The following is an 18,205-nucleotide window of genomic DNA, read 5'->3' as shown; positions in this document are numbered from 1 at the left end:
CTTCCTATAACCTAACTGATGGTACGCAATATGGCGATGTTATTCCTTGGTTTTTATCCCTATTGCTGCTTTTTACAACAGCACAGGGATAAATAGCGGCAGTCTCATTGAAAACCCACGATATTTGAGGCATAACACCCCCATCAACCCTGCCTGGATACGCCGTCATCTGACGTTCCGCGCTGCGCGACCCGACACGTCGTGCCAAGACACTATGGCAGGTCTATTATCTGAGGCGTGACGGTTTTGCGCCACGGCAAGAGGAATTCATTGTGCACTACCAGCCTAAAATCGATTTACTGCAAAACCGCATCATTCTGGTCACCGGCGCTGGCGACGGCATTGGTCGGGAAGCCGCGTTGACCTACGCGCGCTACGGCGCACACGTTATTTTATTGGGACGGACAGAAAATAAACTTCAGGCGGTTAAACAGCAGATCGAGCAGAAACATGGCACGACAGCACACGTTGTCGTCTGCGATATGTTGACGTTATCCTCCGCGCAGTGCTTTCAACTGGCTGACGAACTGGTGCAGGTTGTGCCGCATCTGGATGGCGTGCTCCACAATGCCGGATTACTGGGGGAAATCGCCCCAATCGTGCAGCAAACGCCAGCAATCTGGCATGAGGTTATGCAGGTGAACGTCAACGCGACCTTTATGCTGACACAAGCGCTGCTGCCCCTGTTATTGAAGTCGCCTTGTGCTTCTCTGGTGTTCACCAGTTCCAGCGTAGGCCGTGAAGGTCGTGCTGGCTGGGGGGCGTATTCCGTCTCCAAATTTGCCACTGAAGGGCTCATGCAAGTGCTGGCAGAAGAGTATCGTTCACAAAATCTGCGAGTGAACTGTATTAACCCCGGCGGAACACGCACGGGAATGCGCGCATCGGCTTTCCCCAGTGAAGATCCAATGAAACTGAAAACACCAGCAGATATTATGCCGCTGTATCTCTATCTGATGGGCGATGACAGTCGCCGCAAGACAGGCATGAGTTTTGATGCGCAGCCGGGCAGAAAAGCCGGCGCAGCAGAATAATAAAGAAGAGCACGTCATATGAGCGATGAACGCCACCAGCAGCGCCAACAGCGCCTGAAAGAAAAGGTAGATGCCCGTATTGCCGCCGCCAATGAAACGCGTGGTATTCTGATCGTCTTCACCGGCAACGGGAAAGGAAAAACCACCGCGGCGTTTGGCACCGTGACGCGAGCGATAGGCCACGGATTGCGGGCAGGCGTGATCCAGTTTATTAAAGGCGAATGGCCGAACGGTGAGAAGAATCTCCTGCAACAGCACGGTGTGGAGTTTCAGGTCATGGCGACCGGCTTCACCTGGGATACGCAAAACCGCCAGACGGATACCGCAGCGGCGCAACAGGTCTGGCAGCATGGCAAACGGATGCTGGCCGATCCACAGATCGATCTGGTGGTATTAGACGAACTGACCTACATGATCAGCTACGATTATCTGGCATTAAGTGACGTTGTCACTGCATTAACACAGCGCCCTTCCGGGCAGACCGTCATTATCACTGGGCGCGGCTGTCATCGTGACTTGCTGGAAATGGCGGATACCGTGACGGAAATGCGTCCGGTCAAGCATGCGTTTGATAACAGAATTCAGGCTCAGCAAGGCATTGATTGGTAGTGAAATGAAAACGGGCAGTTTCAACTGCCCGTTATGCGTACAAAAACAAGATTAGCCGTTACGCTTCGGCTTGGGTGACGTACGGCGCGCTGGTGCGCTCGTGATCTGGCTATGGCGTTTTACCGCACGACGGATTTGGTTCGCTTTCACCCGACGGCGCTCACGTTCAACCGGTAGTTTCGACACGGTTTCAGCCGGAAGTTGCACTAATTCTCGCAGATAATTCAGTTGTTCCAGCGGCATTTCTGCCCAACCACCGCGTGGAATGCCTTTCGGCAAAGTAATGTCGCCGTAGCGTACGCGAATCAGGCGACTCACCTGCACGCCAACCGCTTCCCACAGGCGGCGAACTTCACGGTTACGCCCTTCAGTCAGCGTGACGTTATACCACTGGTTCAACCCTTCTCCGCCCTGATAGCGAATAGTACGGAACGACGCAGGGCCATCTTCCAACTGTACGCCTTTGCTCAGTTGTTTGATCTTTTCATCGTCAATTTCACCGAAAACCCGCACGGCATATTCGCGCTCAACCTCACGGCTGGGGTGCATCAGGCGGTTGGCTAACTCACCATCGGTCGTGAATAACAACAGACCGGAGGTGTTCACGTCCAGACGACCTACCGCCACCCAGCGCGAGCCCTGAATTTTCGGCAGACGATCAAACACCGTCGGGCGACCGTCAGGATCGTTGCGGGTACACAATTCGCCTTCTGGTTTGTAGTACATCAGCACGCGGCACACGGTTTCTTCGGTTTCCTTAACGGTAACCACATGGCCATCAATACGGATTTTGGTGGCTTTCGTCACTTCGACGCGATCGCCTAAAGTGGCAATTTTACCGTCAACGCTGACGCGTCCAGCCTGAATGATACCTTCAATTTCGCGGCGTGAGCCATGTCCGGCGCGCGCCAGAACTTTTTGTAACTTTTCGCTCATTGAGCAACCTCTAGTGTCGCCTTCCCAGGCGTCGGGGGGAGTCATACTGCTTATAAAATTCAGCAGGTTAGGAAAAAATGGTTCATCACATTCGATACTGGCGCGATTATACCGACCTTCACGCCATTTGTATTCCCATTGTTACAGCGTGTCGCCGCACTTATAGGAATGGCATCACATCACCCGTGCCTTCACGGGCCACTCGCGGCGCGGATTCGGTTAAATCGATAACCGTCGTCGGCTGTTGACCCAGCGAGCCACCGTGGATAATCAAATCGACCTGTTTTCCCAATCGTTCCTGAATTTCTTCTGGATCGGATTCAGCAAAATCATTTCCCGGCAGCATCAGCGTTGTCGACATCAACGGTTCATTCAGCGCAGCCAGCAGATCTAACGCGATAGGATTGGATGGCACGCGCAGGCCGATAGTTTTACGCTTTTCATTCATTAAACGGCGGGGAACCTCTTTCGTCGCTTTCAGAATAAAAGTGTAATTGCCTGGCGTATTATTTTTAATCAATCGGAAAGCCGCGTTATCCACATGGGCATACGTAGATAGCTCGGACAGATCGCGACACATCAGCGTAAAATTATGATCGCTGCCCAGATCGCGAATTCGGCAAATGCGCTCCAGCGCATTCTTTTCGCCCACCATACAACCCAGTGCATAGCCGGAATCCGTGGGATACACAATCACCCCACCTTTATGCAAAAACTCTACTGATTGATTAATCAATCTTGGCTGCGGGTTCTGCGGATGAATATAGAAAAACTGGCTCATAACCTACCTCGTACGTCTGACATTCCGCGGCGGAGTTCCTCCACCGCGTCATCATATAATAGGGTTATTATAGAACGTGTCGGTGGTAAAAGATTGTTATTTCACGCAGAACATCGCTTCATTCATGATGTGATACCCCACTAACCTGCCAGTAATGGATGATGCCAGACGGGGTCGACATCGGCAGGCAGCCATAATTTGCGCCCCAGTTCAATCCAGGCGCAAGGCAGATGGAAATCCGAACCTTGCGATGCCATTAAGTTGAAATCTCGCGCATAGCGCCCCAACTGCGTTCGCTCATCCGGTGCCTGTTGACACTGCGCCACTTCCATTGCCATCCCACCGCTTTCAGCAAACGCGGCTAACAGACGCTTGAGCCATTTGGCCGTCAGATCGTAGCGCCCCGGATGCGCCAACACCGACACACCACCAGATTGATGAATCGCCTCGATCGCTTGCGGTATCGTGCACCACTGCGGTGGTACGTAGCCGATTTTGCCTTTCGCCAGATATTTCTTGAACACCTGATTCATATTCGCCGCAACACCCAGTTCGACCAGATAACGCGCAAAATGCGCCCGCGTAATCTGCCCTCCCGTCGCCAGTCGAGTTGCCCCCGCCAGCGCGTCAGGAATGCGCGATTTTTCCAGCCGTGCCGCGATCTGTTCTGCCCGACTCTGCCGATGATCCGCCTGCTGTTTCAGTAGTCCACTGAGTGCTGGATGTGTAACATCCATCCCCAGTCCAACAATATGGATCTCATGATTTTCCCACAGTGTTGAGATCTCCACACCGGGAATCAGCCTCAGTGCTAATCCCTGTTGTACAATCGCAGTCTGTGCTTCGGCAAGCCCGTCGATCGTGTCGTGATCGGTAATAGCCAGCACGCTCACCCGCATGTCTACCGCACGACTCACCAACGCCGTCGGCGTTAAAAGGCCATCAGACGCGGTGGTGTGACTGTGTAAATCATAAAGAGGGAATGACGATATCGGTTGAGAATCTTCTGGCACAAGCCTACCCATTAACAAGAATCATACAAAGATCGCATAATGCCACTAATAGGAAGCGAATGGTAATGCCGCCATTTCCTTGAGTAATAAAATAATCCTATTGAAGGTGTTGACATCCCATCAATGAACTAGTTAACTAGTACGAAAGCTGAATACGCAGAGATTAATCCGTACAGGAACCGCGAGATGATGATAATGACAACGCAGAAAATGATGCAGTATGGTTGGTGGCGCACTTCCCTCTCGCGGGTGGACTAATCACGCATCGCTGTTATCACACATGCAGATATTCCCAGGCCCGCTTAACTCAGCGGGCTTTTTATTTGACGGGCAAAACATTAGACAGGTAGCAAGAATGCAAACGACACAACCTAAACTGGAATTGCTGCGTACCGAGGCCGTTTACCGTAACGACCCCAGCGCCATCTTCCATCAGCTCTGCGATGCCAGACCTGCCACGTTGCTGTTAGAGTCGGCTGAAATCGACAGCAAGGAAAATCTGAAAAGCCTGTTGATCATTGATAGCGCACTGCGCATTACTGCACTCGGCCAGCAGGTTTCCATTCAGGCATTAACGGCAAACGGTGCCAGCCTCCTACCGCTTCTGGATGCCGCGCTGCCTGCGGAGATAATCAATCAAGCGCGTCCTAATGGTCGCGAACTCACCTTCCCACTGGCAGACGCTATGCAGGATGAAGATGCCCGCCTGCGTTCGCTGTCCGTGTTTGATGCCTTACGCCAGATTCTAACGCTGGTTGCCTGCCCGGCAGACGAACGTGAAGCCATGTTTCTCGGAGGCCTGTTTGCCTACGATCTGGTTGCCGGGTTTGAAGCATTGCCAGCGCTAAGCCAGCAACAGCGCTGCCCAGATTTTTGCTTTTATCTGGCAGAAACGCTGCTGGTGCTTGACCACCAAAAACGGGTGACCGCTCTGCAAGCCAGTCTGTTTACGCCAAACAATAGCGAAAAGCAGCGTCTGCAACAGCGTCTGGAGCAATTGCAGTTCCAGCTTACCCAGCCAGCACCCGCACTGCCACGTCAGTCCATCGAAAACATGACATTACGCTGTAACCAGAGTGATGAAGCCTTTGGTGAGGTTGTCAGCCAGATGCAGAACGCGATCCGCATCGGTGAGATTTTTCAGGTCGTACCGTCACGCCGCTTCTCTCTGCCCTGTCCTTCACCGCTGGCCGCGTACCAGACGCTGAAAGATAACAACCCCAGCCCTTACATGTTTTATATGCAGGATCAGGATTTCACACTGTTTGGTGCCTCACCGGAAAGTTCGCTGAAATACGATGCCGATAGTCGCCAGATCGAAATCTACCCGATTGCAGGTACTCGCCCGCGTGGTCGCCGTGCCGATGGCTCGCTGGATCGCGATCTCGATAGCCGTATCGAACTAGAAATGCGCACCGACCATAAAGAGCTGGCAGAGCACCTGATGTTGGTGGATTTGGCCCGTAACGATCTGGCGCGTATTTGCCAGCCGGGTAGCCGCTATGTTGCCGACCTGACCAAAGTTGACCGCTACTCCTTTGTGATGCATCTGGTTTCTCGCGTCGTAGGGACACTACGTGAAGATCTGGATGTGCTGCATGCTTATCGCGCCTGCATGAACATGGGCACGCTGAGCGGCGCACCGAAAGTCCGGGCAATGCAACTGATTGCCGACAGTGAGAAAACCCGGCGCGGTAGCTACGGCGGTGCCGTCGGCTACTTCACCGCACACGGCGATCTGGATACCTGCATCGTTATTCGCTCTGCCTATGTCGAAGACGGTATTGCGACCGTTCAGGCTGGTGCTGGTGTCGTGTTGGATTCCAACCCTCAAGCGGAAGCCGACGAAACACGCAATAAAGCCAGAGCCGTACTGCGAGCCATTGCCAGTGCGCACCATGCAAAGGAGATCTTCTAATGGCCGACATCCTACTGCTCGATAATATCGATTCATTTACCTACAATCTGGTAGATCAACTGCGTGCCAGCGGCCATCAAGTCGTGATTTACCGTAATCATGTGCCTGCCGACGTCATCATCGCCCGGTTACAGCAAATGGAAAAACCGATTTTGATGCTCTCCCCCGGCCCCGGCACACCGGCCGAAGCGGGCTGTATGCCGGAACTGCTGCAACGTCTGTGCGGTCAGTTGCCGATTATCGGTATTTGCCTCGGTCATCAGGCGATTGTGGAAGCCTACGGTGGCCATGTCGGTCAGGCGGGTGAAATCCTGCATGGCAAAGCGTCTGCGATCGACCATGATGCCAGCGGCATGTTTAGCGGCCTCCCCCATCCGTTGCCTGTTGCCCGTTACCACTCGCTGGTCGGCAGTAACATTCCTTCTACGCTAACCGTCAACGCACACTTCAACACGATGGTCATGGCCGTGCGTAACGATGCAGATCGCGTTTGCGGTTTCCAGTTCCATCCTGAGTCGATCCTGACCACACACGGTGCGCGACTGCTGGAACAAACGCTGGACTGGGCGCTAGCTTAACAAGGGATACGATTATGCAACTGTCTACTACTCAGGATGTCGTCACCATGCAAAACATACTGGAAAAATTATACCGCGCGGAAAACATTACCCGTCAGGAAAGTCAGGCGCTGTTTGGCGCCATTATCCGCGGTGAACTGGAACCCAGCCAACTGGCAGCCGCATTGATCAGCATGAAAGTGCGTGGCGAGCACCCGGATGAAATCGCGGGTGCCGCCACGGCGTTACTGGCCGATGCACAGCCGTTTCCGCGCCCTGACTATTTGTTTGCGGATATCGTCGGTACGGGTGGTGATGGCACGAACAGCATCAACATTTCGACTGCCAGCGCCTTCGTCGCGGCCAGTTGCGGCCTGAAAATCGCCAAACACGGCAACCGCAGCGTTTCCAGCCGTTCGGGATCCTCTGATTTGCTCTCCGCATTCGGTATTAAGCTGGATATGAGCGCTCAGGATTCCCGTCAAGCACTGGACGATCTGGGCGTGTGTTTTCTGTTCGCCCCACAATATCATCTGGGTTTTCGCCATGCCATGCCGGTGCGCCAACAGCTCAAAACCCGTACCGTCTTCAACGTGCTGGGGCCACTGGTGAACCCCGCTCGTCCACCGCTGGCGCTGATTGGCGTGTATAGCCCTGAGTTGGTTCGCCCTATCGCCGAAACGCTAAAGGTGCTGGGTTACCAGCGCGCTGCCGTCGTACACGGTGGCGGGATGGATGAAGTGGCGATTCATGCACCTACACAGGTTGCCGAACTAAACAACGGCGAGATCGAAACTTATGAACTGACGCACCGCGACTTTGGTCTGGATACGTATCCCATCTCGGCATTACAAGGTGGTACGCCGGAAGAAAATCGTGACATTCTCGCGTCGCTGCTACAAGGTAAAGGTGAACGCGCACACGCCGCGGCGGTCGCCGCCAACGTCGCGCTGCTCCTGAGATTATTCGGGCAAGAAGATCTGCGTCAAAATGCACACCAGGCACTTGAAGTCATTCATAGTGGACAGGCTTATCAGCGGGTTATCGCCCTGTCTGCCAGAGGATAATGGAACCATGCAGGAAACCGTATTACATAAGATTGTGCGTGATAAAGCGCTCTGGGTTGCGGAACGAGAAAAAGTACAGCCGCTGGCCTCTTTTCAGCATGAGATCGTTCCCAGTCAACGTGATTTTTATCAGGCGCTGAAACAGGATAAACCCGCCTTTATTCTGGAATGCAAAAAAGCTTCGCCGTCGAAAGGATTGATTCGTGACGATTTCGATCCGGTGGCAATAGCTCAAGTCTATAAAGATTATGCGTCGGCCATTTCGGTGTTGACCGACGAAAAGTATTTTCAGGGCGATTTTGCCTTTCTGCCGCAGGTCAGCGCAGCGGTACACCAGCCGATTTTGTGCAAAGACTTTATTATTTCGCCTTACCAGATCTATCTGGCACGTTACTATCAGGCCGATGCCATTCTGCTGATGCTATCCGTGCTGGACGACGAGCAGTACCAGCAACTGGCCGAGGTAGCACACAGCCTGAAACTGGGCGTGTTGACTGAAGTCAGTAATGAAGCAGAGCTACAGCGCGCCATTCGGCTTGAAGCCCGTGTTGTCGGAATCAACAACCGCGATTTGCGCGATCTTTCCATTGATCTCAACCGCACCCGTACACTCGCGCCGCGTCTACCCGCGGGCATAACCGTAATCAGTGAGTCTGGTATCAACCGCCATGCGCAGATTCGTGAACTCAGCGCCTTTGCTCAGGGGTTCCTGATCGGTAGCTCGCTGATGTCCGAGCCGGATCTGAACAGCGCAGTACGCCGCGTTATTTTAGGCGAGAACAAAGTCTGCGGCCTGACGCGTGCCGCAGACGCGCAGGCCGCGTATCAATCCGGTGCGCTCTACGGTGGATTAATCTTCGTCGTCAGTTCCCCGCGCTACGTTGATGCCAAACAAGCCACTGATGTGATGACAGGCGCTCCACTGCGCTATGTCGGTGTCTTCCGCAATGCGCCTGTCGAACACATCGTTGCTATCACGACGCAGTTAGGGTTGGCGGCCGTTCAACTGCACGGCGATGAAGATCAGCAAATAATCGATCAACTGCGCCAGCAGTTGCCTGCGGCTTGCCAGATCTGGAAAGCGCTGAGCATCACAGAGGTTTTACCTGAGCGCAATTTTGCACATATCGATCGCTATGTGTTTGATAACGGTCAGGGGGGCAGCGGGCAAACTTTCAACTGGTCGCTGCTGACCAATGAATCATTGGATAACGTACTGTTAGCTGGTGGACTGAATAGCGACAACTGCGCGCTGGCGGCGCAGCAAGGTTGCGCAGGGCTGGATTTCAATTCCGGTGTAGAAAGCGAACCGGGAAAAAAAGACTCACAGAAAATTGCTGCGGTTTTTGCGACGTTACGTCAGCAGCAACACTAAAACAGACAGGAAAATTATGACATTACTCAACCCTTACTTCGGTGAATTCGGCGGGCAGTTTGTTCCGCAGATCCTCATCCCGGCGTTACGTCAACTGGAAGAGGCTTTCGTCAGCGCACAGCAAGATCCTGAGTTTCAGGCCGAATTTACCGATCTACTGAAAAACTATGCAGGTCGCCCGACAGCACTCACGCTGTGCCAAAACCTAACGGCGGGAACGAAAACCAAGCTGTATCTGAAACGCGAAGATCTACTCCACGGCGGCGCGCACAAAACTAATCAGGTGCTTGGACAGGCCCTGCTGGCTAAGCGTATGGGTAAAAGTGAAATCATCGCTGAAACAGGTGCAGGCCAACACGGCGTTGCAACCGCGCTGGCTTGCGCCCTGCTCGGCCTGAAATGTCGCGTGTATATGGGCGCGAAAGACGTTGAACGCCAGTCGCCGAACGTCTTCCGTATGCGTCTGATGGGAGCGGAAGTCATTCCGGTTCACAGCGGTTCCTCCACGTTGAAAGATGCCTGTAACGAAGCCCTGCGCGACTGGTCCGGCAGCTATGAGACGGCACATTATCTACTGGGAACGGCGGCCGGCCCGCATCCTTACCCGACTATCGTGCGCGAGTTTCAACGCATGATTGGCGAAGAAACGAAAGCGCAGATTCTGGAAAAAGAAGGTCGCCTGCCAGATGCGGTGTTGGCCTGCGTCGGCGGTGGTTCTAACGCGATTGGGATGTTTGCTGATTTTATCGACGATGCTGACGTCCGTCTAATCGGTATTGAACCTGGCGGTTTAGGCATTGAGTCTGGGCAGCACGGCGCGCCGTTAAAACATGGCCGCGTTGGTATCTATTTCGGCATGAAGTCCCCAATGATGCAAACGTCTGACGGGCAAATTGAAGAATCCTACTCGATTTCTGCCGGGCTGGATTTCCCGTCGGTGGGGCCACAGCACGCCTACCTGAACAGTATTGGCCGTGCCGACTATGTCTCGATTACCGATGATGAAGCGCTGGATGCCTTCAAAGCGCTCTGCCGCAGCGAGGGGATTATTCCTGCACTGGAATCCTCGCACGCGCTGGCACACGCCTTGAAGATGATCAAAGCGGAACCGGAGAAAGAGCAACTGCTGGTGGTCAATCTGTCTGGTCGTGGTGATAAAGACATCTTTACCGTGCATGATATTTTGAAAGATCGGGGAGAAATCTAATGGAGCGCTATCAACAGTTGTTTAACCGCCTGTCAGAGAAAAAAGAAGGCGCGTTCGTTCCTTTTGTCACATTGGGCGATCCTTCCCCCGAGCAGTCACTGAAAATTATCGATACGTTGATTGCCGCCGGTGCCGATGCGCTGGAGTTGGGCATCCCCTTCTCTGATCCACTGGCGGATGGCCCCACTATTCAGGACGCTAACCTGCGCGCCTTTGCCGCAGGCGTCACCCCCGGCCAATGCTTTGAAATGCTGGCGACTATACGACAGAAGTACCCAGACATCCCCATTGGCCTGTTGATGTATGCCAATCTGGTCTTCAGCAATGGTATTGAGGAATTTTATCAGCGCTGCGAGCAGGTTGGCGTCGATTCGGTTCTAGTGGCAGATGTTCCGGTGGTGGAGTCAGCGCCTTTCCGTACAGCGGCGCTACGACACGGTATCGCCCCTATCTTTATTTGCCCACCGAATGCTGATGATGCGCTGCTGCGAGAAATCGCCTCTTATGGCCACGGCTACACCTATTTAGTGTCACGCGCAGGCGTGACAGGGGCAGAAAAACGTGCGCAGTTGCCACTGAATCATCTGGTTGCCAAACTGAACGCGTATGATGCGGCCCCTCCATTGCAAGGTTTTGGCATTTCTGATCCTGCTCAAGTGCGGGAAACGTTAGGATCAGGCGCCGCGGGTGCGATTTCGGGTTCGGCAATCGTACGGATTATCGAAAAAAATCTGAACCACCCTGATGTGATGCTGTCAGAGTTACACGCCTTTGTGAGTGAAATGAAAGCCGCTACGCGTTCATAACACTTTTCTGGCGCGCGATTTATGTTTAACGCAAGACATTTCGCGCGCCATATCCTGCTTAAATTATTTTTATTTAGTTAATAACAAAATATCTGCAATTATTATTTCGTGTGAATTTCATTATAAATGTAATAAAAGGTTTCCAAGTGAAATAATTATTTAATACCACACTAAATAAACAAATCAAATAACCGTTAATTCTCAAGTTACATAAAAACCTTCCATAAAATACGCAAAAAATCACAGAAATGAGATTTTTTTAATTTTTCACTTTTTAATGATCTTGTTCACATTACTGTAAGAAATAATAAATAAAATAAAACCGCTGAACAAAAGTGGCAGCGCGTTTTTAAATAATAATTCTCTTTGACTTGGGATAATAAAATGAAAGCTAAAATATTGACGATGGTGGTAACCTCCTTAATCAGCTTAAGCTCCATGGCAGTGACGATTGACTATCGTCATGAAATGCAGGATACGGTCAAGAACGACCATAAAGATCGCCTGTTGATGTCGCACCGTTTTGACAACGGTTTCGGTCTGTCCATGGAAGCCAAATGGGGGCAATCCGACAACGATAAGACGCCAAATAAACCCTATAACGAGCCGGTCAGTAATGGTACGGAAGTCACCGCCAGCTACCTGTACAAATTCAATAGTACCTTTGGGCTGGAAACGGGTTTGAACATGGTTTCCTCTTCAAAAGACAACAAATACCGTCCTTATGTCAAAGGTACGGCTAACATCACCGATTCTCTGTACTATGGTCTGCGCTATCGTGCATCTTACCTGCGTAAAAGTGACAGCATCGGTACTACCGCGCCTTCCGATATGAAAGGCTATACCATCACCAGTACGCTGGGTTATAAATTGCCGGCAAACTTTGTGGTTGAATACGAATTTGAATTCAACAAAAATACCAAAGCAGGTTCTGTTGGATATTTGTCCGACAGTGAAAATTATGAAACAAGCCATGATGTTAAATTAGCTTATAAATTTGACAAAAACTGGACACCTTATGTGCAAGTCGCCAACGTCAAGGGCAGCACAACCACTGACGAACGCCAAACTCGTTACCGCGTTGGTGTACAATACAGTTTCTAATAGTTACAGTTGACAGGTTATAAATTAATCACTGTAATAAGAAATAGCATTATCTTTATTGGTTGGTTATTTTGTGTCTGTAAAACGGTGACGTGAATACGTCGCCGTTTTTTATTTATGGTAATCGTCCTTCACCATGCCATGAATTTATGCAATCCGAAAAAAATGGGCAGATCAATGATGCCTGTAATCGGGCGCGGGAAAAATATGGCCTGCCGCTATTGGTAACAATTTCACCACAATCCTCCTGTAATGAAATGAAGAGAAAAACAGCATTGCAGCGTTGACGGGGTGCCATAGCACGGATTAACAGGTTACAATCATGAGTTGAGTTCTTTCCGTTGATTTATCTTTTTCAAGGAGCCTGCATGCCTATCACGGCTAACACGTTGTACCGTGACACAATGAATTTTACCCGCAACCAGTTCATCAGCATCTTAATGATGTCACTGTTGACGGCATTCATTACTGTCATACTGAATCATGCGCTATCGCCTTCTGGAGACGAGTTACAGATCCTGAGCAGTTCCAGCAACGATCTGTCCTCTTCTGTCGAATCCGGCTTGATGGACTTGATTCAGCAAATGACACCGGAACAACAAACCGTGTTGCTGAAAATGTCGGCGGCAGGCACCTTTGCTGCGTTAGTCGGCAATGTACTGCTGACGGGCGGGATTCTGATGTTGATCCAACTGGTCTCTGCCGGGCAGCGTACCAGCGCATTGCGTGCCATTGGCGCATCCACCCCTTTCTTACTGCGGTTGCTGATCCTGATTCTCCTGTGCACCTTGCTCATCCAACTCGGTATGATGTTTCTGGTCATTCCTGGCGTGCTGCTGGCAATTGCACTAAGTTTATCACCCGTCATTCTGGTCACCGAAAAATCTGGCGTTTTCAACGCCATCAAAACAAGTAGTAAACTGGCCTACGGTAACTTCCGTGCAACCGCCCCTGCCATCGTGATGTGGCTGTTGGTCAAAATCGCTATTTTGCTGGTGGTATCTAAATTACCGATTTCTTCACCCACCGTGCTTGCCATCGTTTTGAACGGTTTGAGCAACCTGATTTCCGCAATTCTGCTGATTTATCTATTCCGCCTTTATATGCTGCTGCGCGCTTAATCGTCGCACTACGCCTATGTCGTGACACTCGCGGCATAGGCTTTCCCCGCTCCCTCTTCGCGATATGCCCAATCGTAATTTTCTGCAAATTATTACAATATCTCGGGAATGGTGTTCCACAATGAAGGATAATGGCGTGAGCTATCGGATAACTCTTGCGAGTTATAATTACGACACTGTTGAGTGATGGATTGACATAATGAAGCAACTTCTTGATTTTATACCGTTGGTCGTTTTTTTTGCGGCCTATAAACTTTATGACATCTACATTGCATCGGGCGCATTAATTGCGGCAACGGCACTGTCACTTGCGGTCACCTGGGTGATGTATCGTAAAATAGAGAAAATGACGCTGATTACGTTTGCGATGGTCGTCGTTTTTGGTTCGCTCACGCTGATATTCCATAACGATCTGTTTATCAAGTGGAAAGTCACCATCATCTACGCCCTGTTCGCTATTGCCCTGCTGGTTAGCCAGTTTGTGATGAAACAGACCCTGATCCAGAAAATGCTGGGGAAAGAGCTAACGTTGCCGCAACCCGTGTGGGGAAAACTGAATGTAGCCTGGGCCATGTTCTTTCTGGTGTGCGGGTTAGCTAACATCTATATTGCTTTTTGGTTACCGCAAAGCGTTTGGGTTAATTTCAAAGTCTTTGGTCTGACCGGTGTGACGCTGCTGTTTACGCTGATTTGTGGCGTCTATATTTATCGCCACTTACCTAACGACCAGACAAAATCAGAAGAAGAAAAAAGCGAGCAACAGTAATCGCTAAATCGAGGCATACACAATGAGCACACAAAACGTGTTACCACAGGGCGAACTGGTTCTCCGCACGCTGGCAATGCCAGCCGATACTAATGCGAACGGAGATATTTTTGGTGGCTGGTTGATGTCGCAGATGGATATCGGCGGTGCAATTTTGGCAAAAGAAATTGCCGAAGGGCGTGTCGTTACCGTACGGGTTGATGGGATGTCGTTCTTAAAACCCGTCGCCGTCGGCGATGTGGTTTGCTGCTATGCGCGTTGCTTACGCACTGGACGTAGTTCCATCAACGTCAACGTTGAAGTCTGGGTAAAGAAAGTCTCATCCGAACCCATTGGTCAGCGCTATCGGGCTACCGAGGCATTATTCACCTACGTCGCAGTCGATGAAGAAGGCCATCCGCGTGAACTGCCAGCAGGCAAAAGTCACTTCACGCCGAGTGAGTAATGTCAGGCGGCCTCTGCGCCGTTCACCGATGTCAGCGCAGTGCACGCTTCCCTGAATCATCGATCGGCATAAAGACCTAACGAAAACGGGGCGTCATCACTATCAGATGACGCCCCGTTTCTTCTTTGTATTGGCGTGAATTATTCGACGGCGGCCCCGCCGTCAATTTTGAAGACGATGGTCACAACCAAATCTTTACCGGGTTTACCGGCTTCGTAACGCCATTTACGCATCGCCTGTTTAATATCACGCTCGAACATATTGCGTGGTTCGGCAGAAAGCACACGAACGTTATCAACACGCCCAGACTCGTCCACATCAAACTGCATTTTCACTCGCCCTTCAACACGCAGAGAAAACGCACGAGCGGGATACTGTGGCTGTGCGCGGCTCAACGGACGCGGCCCACTCGACTGTGAGCTGGCTGCGGGTGCTGGCGCCTGCTTCACTGGCGCATTATTCACATTGCGCGTGGGTTCTTCGCTGGTAAACGGCGAAGGCGGTTGTTTTTCAACGGTCGGTTCACGTTTAACGGGCTTCGGCTGTTCCACCTTCTTCACGGGCTTCGGTTCCGGTTTAGGTTTCGGCTTGGGCTTTGGTTCGGGCAATGGCATAGGAACCGGCTGTGGCAATGGCTCCGGCTCGGGGATCGGTTCCGGCTCAGGTTCTGGCTGTTTAACTGGCTCAGGCTCTGGCGCAGATTTAGCCACTGGTGCCGCTTCATACGCCGCAGGATTCACCATGACAACACTGATGGGCTTGGATTCCTGTGGTAATTCGATTGAGTTGTTAAACGATGCGTACAGTAATCCTGCGATCAGTGAACCGTGAAAACCAACTGAAAGTATGAATGGCCATGAATAACGGCGGGTCAAAAAAAACGTTTTTTGCGGCATAGTCTGTCTTTATCCTCTTATGCCGCCCAAGTTTAAATGCAAATAGCAATCATATTCAATAACAACCCATGGAATTGTCAAAAAAACCGAAATCATGAGGGGATTACGCTGGCAAATCAATCTATTGTCCTCGAACAACATCACGTATGATGGTAAAAAACACGTTTCTCTTACCCGATAGCATTTGGATCCCTACTCGGCATCCGAAACGCTGGAAGGTATCTTCCTACCTGTGAGGTCGCTATGCTCTATGTCATTTATGCTGAAGATAATATTGATTCGTTGGCAAAACGCCTGTCGGTAAGACCCGACCATCTTGCTCGTTTACAAACATTACGCGATCAGGGACGACTCATTACCGCAGGCCCATTACCGGCTATCGATAGTGACGATCCTGGCCAGGCTGGCTTTAGCGGTTCTGTCATTATCGCTGAATTCGCCTCGCTGGATGAGGCAACAGCATGGGCTGACGCCGATCCCTATATCGCTGCTGGCGTTTATCGGCAGGTCAGCGTAAAACCATTCAAAAAAGTGTTTTAAGGGTTCGATTGATGCTGGCCATAGTGGCGTGAAAAGCTATGGCCTTCCACTTTCCTACCCAAAGCGGAAATATTTTAACAGTGATAATTTGGCCGCTAATTCATATGCCGTTATCACCTGAATAAAATATGGGATAAAAAATAGCGACCATACCTCGGGTCGCTATTTTTTTCACTGGCTTACCAATCGTAGGTTACCGCATAAAGCAATGCCCGCCGTTTGTGCTTTTGCTGCAAATAACGGGCAGAGCGAATGTGGCGATACGTACGTGATTGCGCTTCCAACCAGCGACTTCTTCTACGCTGGACCTGGCGCAACATCCGCCAGCGACCCACTTCATTCCGACTGCGTTTCATGATGCGGCTCTTATGACTATACTCGCGCTGGGCATTATATACCCCTGATGCGTGACGACAATCAGTGAATCACTCTCCCCACCATTCTCTTCTTATTCGACTACGCTATTTTATTCAGAGGAAAGGCATTTCCTCTTTGATAGATCTATGCGTACACTTTGTTAATTCTTTGCAGAAGGGAACTGTGCTGCTTTTATGTCGACATTTTATACCGTAATAAGTTGGTTACTGGTTTTTAGCTACTGGTTGCTGATCGCAGGTGTGACCTTACGTATTCTAATGAAACGTCGGGCAGTACCGTCAGCAATGGCCTGGCTACTGGTCATTTATATTCTGCCACTTGTCGGTATTGTCGCTTATCTTTCGTTTGGCGAACTCCACCTCGGCAAACGCCGGGCTGAACGCGCCAGCAAAATGTGGCCATCAACGGCAAAATGGCTACGCGAATTGAAAGAATATCGCCGTATTTTCGCCACGGAAAACAGCGAAGTCGCCAGCGCATTATTTCAGCTTTGTGAACGCCGACAAGGTGTTGGCGGCGTCAAAGGCAATCAGTTGCAATTGATGACCACGTTTGATGACACGATTAAAGCGCTACTGCGTGATATCGAACTGGCCCGCAGCAACATCGAGATGGTGTTCTATATCTGGCAATCTGGCGGTCTGGTTGAGCAAGTGACCTCTTCCCTGATCGCGGCAGCGCGACGCGGGGTGCATTGCCGCATTTTGCTGGACTCGGCAGGCAGCGTGCAATTCTTCCGCCAGCATCATCCCGAACTCATGCGTACCGCCGGAATAGAGGTGGTTGAAGCCTTGAAAGTGAATCTGTTCCGTGCGTTTCTGCGCCGTATGGATTTGCGCCAGCACCGTAAAATTATCCTGATCGACAGCCGAATTGCTTATACCGGTAGCATGAACATGGTCGATCCCCGTTTCTTCAAACAAGAGGCTGGCGTAGGACAATGGATTGACCTGATGGCGCGTATTGAAGGCCCGGTGGCAACCACGCTGGGAATAATCTACTGCTGCGACTGGGAAATGGAAACAGGTAAACGCCTGCTCCCGCCACCACCAGATGTTAACGTCATGCCGTTCGAACAAGAGAGCGGCCACACTATTCAGGTGATTGCCTCCGGCCCCGGCTATCCAGAAGACATGATCCATCAGGCACTGCTGACGTCCGTCTATTCGGCACGTAAGCAGTTGATCATGACGACGCCCTACTTTGTGCCTAGCGATGATCTGCTGCATGCCATTTGTACCGCCGCTCAGCGCGGGGTCGATGTCAGCATTATTGTTCCACATAAGAACGATTCCGTACTGGTCGGCTGGGCCAGCCGCGCCTTCTTCACGGAACTGCTGGCCGCAGGCGTAAAAATTTATCAATTCAAGGACGGATTGCTACACACGAAAAGCGTGCTGGTCGACGGGCAACTCAGCCTGGTCGGTACGGTAAATCTGGATATGCGTAGCCTGTGGCTGAACTTTGAAATCACGCTGGTGATTGACGATGCCGGATTCGGCAGCGATCTGGCCTGCGTGCAGGAAGACTATATCGCCCGTTCCCGTCTGTTAAACGCCACGCAATGGCAAAACCGCCCCTATTGGCAACGCATCGTCGAGCGGCTGTTCTACTTTTTCAGTCCCTTGCTATAGAGCAAATTATTTAGGGTC

The 18,205-nt window shown here is 51.2% G+C and carries 17 protein-coding genes, 2 pseudogenes and 1 other annotated feature; of the genes and pseudogenes, 14 read left to right on the top strand and 5 right to left on the bottom strand.

The window, feature by feature from the left end; all coding sequences use genetic code 11:
• The first annotated feature begins 272 nt into the window (after window positions 1-272).
• Together OI69_RS01215 and cobO are read left to right on the top strand one after the other, a co-directional pair.
• Window positions 273-1,034, top strand: coding sequence for a YciK family oxidoreductase (locus OI69_RS01215; RefSeq protein WP_039344983.1), 762 nt, complete (start codon window positions 273-275; stop codon window positions 1,032-1,034).
• Window positions 1,035-1,052: 18 nt separating this feature from the next.
• The gene (cobO, locus tag OI69_RS01210; RefSeq protein ID WP_039344981.1) at window positions 1,053-1,643 is read left to right on the top strand and encodes a cob(I)yrinic acid a,c-diamide adenosyltransferase; all 591 of its coding nucleotides are present in this window, start codon (window positions 1,053-1,055) and stop codon (window positions 1,641-1,643) included.
• A gap of 51 nt (window positions 1,644-1,694) precedes the next feature.
• On the opposite strand, the gene rluB is transcribed toward cobO, so the two are convergent.
• From rluB to rnm, 3 genes are all read right to left on the bottom strand, one after another.
• Window positions 1,695-2,579, bottom strand: a complete 885-nt coding sequence (rluB, locus tag OI69_RS01205; protein ID WP_039344979.1) for a 23S rRNA pseudouridine(2605) synthase RluB — start codon at window positions 2,577-2,579, stop codon at window positions 1,695-1,697.
• Window positions 2,580-2,739: 160 nt separating this feature from the next.
• Complete coding sequence (locus OI69_RS01200; protein WP_039344976.1) at window positions 2,740-3,360, bottom strand: L-threonylcarbamoyladenylate synthase; 621 nt, start codon at window positions 3,358-3,360, stop codon at window positions 2,740-2,742.
• 140 nt (window positions 3,361-3,500) lie between these two features.
• Entirely contained in the window at window positions 3,501-4,385 is an 885-nt protein-coding gene (gene rnm / locus OI69_RS01195) for an RNase RNM (protein WP_167335181.1), read from the bottom strand.
• Window positions 4,386-4,592: 207 nt separating this feature from the next.
• Window positions 4,593-4,697, top strand: a sequence feature (Trp leader region).
• A gap of 31 nt (window positions 4,698-4,728) precedes the next feature.
• Between rnm and OI69_RS01190 the strand changes: the two genes are divergently transcribed.
• The 10 genes and pseudogenes from OI69_RS01190 to yciA all read left to right on the top strand — a co-directional run bounded on the left by OI69_RS01190 (window position 4,729) and on the right by yciA (window position 14,739).
• Window positions 4,729-6,291 (top strand): anthranilate synthase component 1, encoded by a 1,563-nt coding sequence (locus tag OI69_RS01190; protein ID WP_039344971.1) that lies wholly within the window; start codon window positions 4,729-4,731, stop codon window positions 6,289-6,291.
• A pseudogene (gene trpD / locus OI69_RS20165) lies at window positions 6,291-7,915 on the top strand (bifunctional anthranilate synthase glutamate amidotransferase component TrpG/anthranilate phosphoribosyltransferase TrpD). The gene OI69_RS01190 and the pseudogene trpD overlap by 1 nt, the downstream one beginning before the upstream one ends.
• A gap of 7 nt (window positions 7,916-7,922) precedes the next feature.
• A complete protein-coding gene (gene trpCF / locus OI69_RS01175; RefSeq protein WP_039344967.1) occupies window positions 7,923-9,290 on the top strand; it encodes a bifunctional indole-3-glycerol-phosphate synthase TrpC/phosphoribosylanthranilate isomerase TrpF in 1,368 nt (455 codons plus the stop codon).
• 13 nt (window positions 9,291-9,303) lie between these two features.
• Complete coding sequence (trpB, locus tag OI69_RS01170; protein ID WP_200886892.1) at window positions 9,304-10,497, top strand: tryptophan synthase subunit beta; 1,194 nt, start codon at window positions 9,304-9,306, stop codon at window positions 10,495-10,497.
• Window positions 10,497-11,303 carry a tryptophan synthase subunit alpha gene (gene trpA, locus OI69_RS01165; RefSeq protein WP_039344961.1) on the top strand — a complete coding sequence of 269 codons (807 nt, stop codon included), beginning with the start codon at window positions 10,497-10,499 and terminating at the stop codon, window positions 11,301-11,303. Before trpB ends, trpA begins: the two co-directional genes overlap by 1 nt.
• A 384-nt stretch (window positions 11,304-11,687) precedes the next feature.
• Complete coding sequence (locus OI69_RS01160) at window positions 11,688-12,407, top strand: oligogalacturonate-specific porin KdgM family protein (protein WP_039344956.1); 720 nt, start codon at window positions 11,688-11,690, stop codon at window positions 12,405-12,407.
• A 113-nt stretch (window positions 12,408-12,520) separates the two neighbouring features.
• A pseudogene (locus OI69_RS20030) lies at window positions 12,521-12,694 on the top strand (YkgJ family cysteine cluster protein); the annotation flags it as partial.
• Between the two features lie 81 nt (window positions 12,695-12,775).
• Complete coding sequence (locus OI69_RS01155; RefSeq protein WP_039344953.1) at window positions 12,776-13,528, top strand: YciC family protein; 753 nt, start codon at window positions 12,776-12,778, stop codon at window positions 13,526-13,528.
• 199 nt (window positions 13,529-13,727) lie between these two features.
• The gene (locus tag OI69_RS01150; protein ID WP_039344951.1) at window positions 13,728-14,294 is read left to right on the top strand and encodes a septation protein A; all 567 of its coding nucleotides are present in this window, start codon (window positions 13,728-13,730) and stop codon (window positions 14,292-14,294) included.
• A gap of 22 nt (window positions 14,295-14,316) precedes the next feature.
• Entirely contained in the window at window positions 14,317-14,739 is a 423-nt protein-coding gene (gene yciA / locus OI69_RS01145; protein ID WP_039344948.1) for an acyl-CoA thioester hydrolase YciA, read from the top strand.
• A gap of 140 nt (window positions 14,740-14,879) precedes the next feature.
• On the opposite strand, the gene tonB is transcribed toward yciA, so the two are convergent.
• A complete protein-coding gene (tonB, locus tag OI69_RS01140) occupies window positions 14,880-15,635 on the bottom strand; it encodes a TonB system transport protein TonB (protein WP_039344944.1) in 756 nt (251 codons plus the stop codon).
• Between the two features lie 243 nt (window positions 15,636-15,878).
• Here tonB and OI69_RS01135 point away from each other — a divergent pair, with 243 nt between their 5' ends.
• Window positions 15,879-16,175, top strand: a complete 297-nt coding sequence (locus tag OI69_RS01135) for a YciI family protein (protein ID WP_039344942.1) — start codon at window positions 15,879-15,881, stop codon at window positions 16,173-16,175.
• Window positions 16,176-16,354: 179 nt separating this feature from the next.
• Here the strand turns inward: OI69_RS01135 and OI69_RS19740 are convergent, their stop codons facing one another.
• Window positions 16,355-16,531: a YciY family protein gene (locus OI69_RS19740; RefSeq protein ID WP_015840226.1), complete on the bottom strand. Its 177-nt coding sequence runs from the start codon at window positions 16,529-16,531 to the stop codon at window positions 16,355-16,357.
• A 195-nt stretch (window positions 16,532-16,726) separates the two neighbouring features.
• Between OI69_RS19740 and cls the strand changes: the two genes are divergently transcribed.
• Window positions 16,727-18,187 (top strand): cardiolipin synthase, encoded by a 1,461-nt coding sequence (gene cls, locus OI69_RS01130; protein WP_039344939.1) that lies wholly within the window; start codon window positions 16,727-16,729, stop codon window positions 18,185-18,187.
• The last annotated feature ends 18 nt before the right edge of the window (window positions 18,188-18,205 follow it).

This window comes from Pectobacterium fontis, from assembly GCF_000803215.1.
GTDB classification, from domain to species: domain Bacteria; phylum Pseudomonadota; class Gammaproteobacteria; order Enterobacterales; family Enterobacteriaceae; genus Pectobacterium; species Pectobacterium fontis.
This window is presented reverse-complemented; position numbering and strand designations above follow the sequence as displayed.

Bases quoted from the DNA above. Each gene is read 5' to 3' on its own strand.
- trpA (WP_039344961.1), top strand. From the start codon at position 10,497: ATGGAGCGCTATCAACAGTTGTTTAACCGCCTGTCAGAGAAAAAAGAA.
- yciA (WP_039344948.1), top strand. From the start codon at position 14,317: ATGAGCACACAAAACGTGTTACCACAGGGCGAACTGGTTCTCCGCACG.
- tonB (WP_039344944.1), bottom strand. From the start codon at position 15,635: ATGCCGCAAAAAACGTTTTTTTTGACCCGCCGTTATTCATGGCCATTC.
- OI69_RS01155 (WP_039344953.1), top strand. From the start codon at position 12,776: ATGCCTATCACGGCTAACACGTTGTACCGTGACACAATGAATTTTACC.
- OI69_RS01190 (WP_039344971.1), top strand. From the start codon at position 4,729: ATGCAAACGACACAACCTAAACTGGAATTGCTGCGTACCGAGGCCGTT.
- OI69_RS01135 (WP_039344942.1), top strand. From the start codon at position 15,879: ATGCTCTATGTCATTTATGCTGAAGATAATATTGATTCGTTGGCAAAA.
- OI69_RS19740 (WP_015840226.1), bottom strand. From the start codon at position 16,531: ATGAAACGCAGTCGGAATGAAGTGGGTCGCTGGCGGATGTTGCGCCAG.
- trpCF (WP_039344967.1), top strand. From the start codon at position 7,923: ATGCAGGAAACCGTATTACATAAGATTGTGCGTGATAAAGCGCTCTGG.
- OI69_RS01160 (WP_039344956.1), top strand. From the start codon at position 11,688: ATGAAAGCTAAAATATTGACGATGGTGGTAACCTCCTTAATCAGCTTA.
- rluB (WP_039344979.1), bottom strand. From the start codon at position 2,579: ATGAGCGAAAAGTTACAAAAAGTTCTGGCGCGCGCCGGACATGGCTCA.
- rnm (WP_167335181.1), bottom strand. From the start codon at position 4,385: ATGGGTAGGCTTGTGCCAGAAGATTCTCAACCGATATCGTCATTCCCT.
- cls (WP_039344939.1), top strand. From the start codon at position 16,727: ATGTCGACATTTTATACCGTAATAAGTTGGTTACTGGTTTTTAGCTAC.
- cobO (WP_039344981.1), top strand. From the start codon at position 1,053: ATGAGCGATGAACGCCACCAGCAGCGCCAACAGCGCCTGAAAGAAAAG.
- OI69_RS01200 (WP_039344976.1), bottom strand. From the start codon at position 3,360: ATGAGCCAGTTTTTCTATATTCATCCGCAGAACCCGCAGCCAAGATTG.
- OI69_RS01150 (WP_039344951.1), top strand. From the start codon at position 13,728: ATGAAGCAACTTCTTGATTTTATACCGTTGGTCGTTTTTTTTGCGGCC.